Below are 3849 nucleotides of genomic sequence, written 5' to 3' on the forward strand. Positions count from 1 at the left end.
CTCTGCTGGCGCAGATTGCGCAGCGTGTGGATCACCGCGCTGCGGGATTCGTCGGCGTAGACCTCGATGTCGTCGCCGAGGCTCGCCGCCGGGAACAGGCCGATGACGCCGTTCGCGGTCAGCCATTTCTCGGCAATGATGGTGTCGAGCATCAGGTTGGCGTCGGCAAAAAGCTTGCGCGCCGTTTCGCCGCTCGCCGGGTTGTTGAGGATGTCCGGATAGCGGCCCTTCAGCTCCCAGGAAATGAAGAACGGCTGCCAGTCGATGTACTCGCGCAGCTCGGCGATCGGGTAATCGCGCAGCAGCTTGATGTGCTGCGCGGTCGTCGCCGCGCCGGCTTCGCGGGCGCTGATGTGATGTTCCTGCTGGGCGAGCAGACGCGGCTTGATCGGCCGGAAGCTCGTCCAATCCAGCGGGCTGGCGTTGGCCCGCGCATTGGCGAGCGACAGATACTTCTGATCGCGATCCTTGTTTGCATGGCGCTCGCGGATTGCCGCATATTCCTTGTTGGTTTCCAGCATCAGCGCCGCGCGCTGCGTCTCATCGAGCAAGGCGGATGCCACCGGTACCGAGCGCGAAGCATCCTTCACCCAGACGATCGGCCCCTTGTACGCAGGCTGGATCTTCACCGCAGTGTGAGCGCGCGAGGTGGTTGCGCCGCCAATCAGCAAGGGCAAGGTGAAGCCCTGGCGCTGCATCTCCTTGCCGAGGTGAACCATCTCGTCGAGGCTCGGCGTGATCAGGCCGCTGAGACCGATGATGTCGACCTTGTGCTCGCGTGCGGCATCGAGAATCTTCTGCGCCGGCACCATCACGCCGAGATCGATGACCTCGTAGTTGTTGCACTGGAGTACGACGCCGACGATGTTCTTGCCGATGTCGTGGACATCGCCCTTCACCGTCGCCATCAGGATCTTGCCCTTGGCCTGCGCCACGTCGCCGGGCTTCTTTTCGGCCTCGATGTACGGGATCAGCCAGGCCACGGCCTTCTTCATCACGCGCGCTGATTTCACCACCTGCGGCAGGAACATCTTGCCGGCGCCGAACAGATCGCCGACCACGTTCATGCCGGACATCAGCGGACCTTCGATGACCTCTATCGGTCGGCCGCCGCGCTCAGAAATCTCCTTGCGCAGCTCTTCGGTATCGGCTTCGACGAAGGCATCGATGCCCTTCACCACGGCATGCGTGATGCGCTCGCCGGCCGGCAGCGAACGCCAGGCTTCATCGGCGACTTCGACCTTGCTGCCATCACCCTTGAAGCGCGGCGCGATCTCGACCAGCGCTTCGGTGCCATCGGTGCCGGGCTTGCGGTTGAGGATCACGTCCTCGATGCGCTCGCGCAGTTCGGGATCAATCTCCGAATAGATCACCAGCGAACCGGCGTTGACGATGCCCATGTCCATACCCGCCTTGATCGCGTGATACAGGAACACAGCGTGGATCGCTTCGCGCACCGGGTTGTTGCCGCGGAACGAGAACGACACGTTGGAGACGCCGCCGGAGATATGTGCACCTGGCAGATTGGCGCGAATCCAGCGCGCGGCTTCGATGAAGTCGACGCCGTAGTTGTTGTGCGCTTCGATGCCGGTGGCCACGGCAAAAACATTCGGATCGAAAATGATGTCTTCCGGCGGGAAGCCGACTTCATCGACGAGGATGCGATACGCCTTCTCGCAGATCGTCTTGCGTCGCTCCAGCGTATCGGCCTGGCCTTGTTCATCGAAAGCCATGACCACGACCGCCGCACCGTAGCGACGGCACAGCTTGGCCTGCTCGATGAATTTTTCCGTGCCCTCCTTCATCGAAATGGAGTTGACGATCGGCTTGCCCTGCACGCACTGCAGGCCAGCCTCGATCACTTCCCATTTCGAGGAATCGATCATCACCGGCACCCGCGAGATGTCCGGCTCGGAAGCGATCAGATTCAGGAAGCGCACCATCGCGGCCTTGCCGTCGATCATGCCCTCGTCCATGTTGACGTCGATGACCTGCGCGCCGGCTTCCACCTGCTGACGCGCCACGGCCACGGCAGCGGTGTAATCGCCGGCCTTGATCAGATCGCGGAACTTGGCCGAACCGGTGATGTTGGTGCGCTCGCCGATGTTGACGAAGCCCAGGCTGTCGTCGATGGTCAGCGGCTCAAGACCAGCCAGGCGACAGGCCATCGCCGGCTGGCTCGGCACTCTTGGCGGCTTGCCGGCAACGAACTTGGCGATGCTGCCGATGTGGCCCGGCGAAGTGCCGCAGCAGCCACCGACGATGTTGACCAGCCCGCTATCGGCGAACTCGGCAATGATCGCAGCGGTTTCATCCGGCGTCTCGTCGTACTCACCAAACGCGTTCGGCAAGCCGGCGTTCGGATAGCAGCTGACATAGCAGTTGGCGATCCGCGACAACTCGGCGATGTACGGGCGCATGTCCTTGCCGCCGAGCGCGCAGTTGAGGCCAATCGCGAACGGCTGTGCGTGGCTCAGGGAATTCCAGAACGCTTCGGTGACCTGTCCGCTCAAGGTGCGGCCTGAAGCATCGGTGATGGTGCCGCTGATGATCACCGGCAGCTTGTAGCCGCGCTCCTCGAACACCTGCTCGACCGCAAACACCGCGGCCTTGGCGTTCAAGGTGTCGAAGATGGTCTCGATCATGATGATGTGCGCGCCGCCATCGATCAGACCGCGTGCGCACTCCGCGTAAGCCGTGACCAGCTTCGCGTAGCTGACGTTGCGGGCGCCGGGATCGTTGACGTCCGGCGAGATCGACGCCGTGCGGTTGGTCGGCCCGAGCGTTCCGGCGACATAGCGCGGTTTGTCCGGCGTCGAGGCGAGATCGGTTTCGATGCGGGCGATGCGCGCCGCCTCGAAGTTCAACTCGTAGGCCAGCTCCTCCATGTGGTAATCCGCAAGCGAGATCGTCTGCGAATTGAAGGTATTGGTTTCGAGGATGTCCGCACCGGCCTGCAGGTATTTGCGGTGAATCTCGCGAACGATCTCCGGCTGGGTCAGCACCAGCAGATCGTTGTTGCCCTTCAGGTCATGCGGCCACTCCTTGAAGCGCTCGCCGCGATAGTCGGCCTCGCTCAGGCGATAGCCCTGGATCATCGTGCCCATCGCACCATCGATGATCAGGATCCGCTTAGCCGCAATCGCATCCAGCTGGGCTGCGAGGGCGGCGGGGTCGAAGGACAACGGGGCATCGAGCATTGCAGGCATCCATGTGAACCTGACGATTGTATCCTTCCATGCGGATAGGCAGATACGTCGAACCTCGGCAGCGAGCCGGAGACCTCATTCCGATCCAGATGCCGGCCGTTGACAAGCGCAGCCAACTTGCCCAACATTTATTAACCGAACGGTTTATTAATGGCCGCGGCAAAGAGAGGAGCAACACAATGTCGACGATGACCGCATCCCCAGCAGACTGGAAGGACAAGAAACGCTATCTCTGGCTGCTCGGCGTGTTCGTCATGGGCCTGCCGATCTACGGCTACGGGCTCGTGCAGTGGACCGGGCTGTCGCTGTTCTGGTGGCTGACGCCGATCGTCGTCTACGCGGTGATCCCATTCCTCGATCATCTGATCGGCGAGGACAACGAGAATCCGCCCGATGCCGCGATGACCCCGCTGAATGCCGATCGCTACTACCGCTGGGCGGTCGCCGCGGCGATTCCGGTGCAGTACGCGACCTTCATCTGGGGTACCTGGATGGCGATCACCGGCGACCTGCGCTGGTTCGAGATGCTCGGCCTGTTCATCTCGCTGGGCATGGCCTCGGGCCTGTCGATCAACGTTGCCCATGAACTCGGCCATCAGACGTCGAAGGTCGAGCGCTGGCTGGCCAAGATCGCGCTGGC

1 protein-coding gene and 1 pseudogene are annotated in these 3849 nt (G+C 62.4%); one reads left to right on the top strand and one right to left on the bottom strand.

Annotated features, from left to right (window positions below):
• The coding region (gene metH, locus QZY06_RS14100; RefSeq protein WP_295685635.1) for a methionine synthase at nucleotides 1-3200 on the bottom strand (3200 nt) is incomplete at its 3' end.
• Nucleotides 3201-3388: 188 nt separating this feature from the next.
• Here metH and QZY06_RS14105 point away from each other — a divergent pair.
• A pseudogene (locus tag QZY06_RS14105) lies at nucleotides 3389-3849 on the top strand (alkane 1-monooxygenase); the annotation flags it as partial.

The organism is uncultured Nevskia sp., from assembly GCF_903885465.1.
Classification (GTDB): domain Bacteria; phylum Pseudomonadota; class Gammaproteobacteria; order Nevskiales; family Nevskiaceae; genus Nevskia.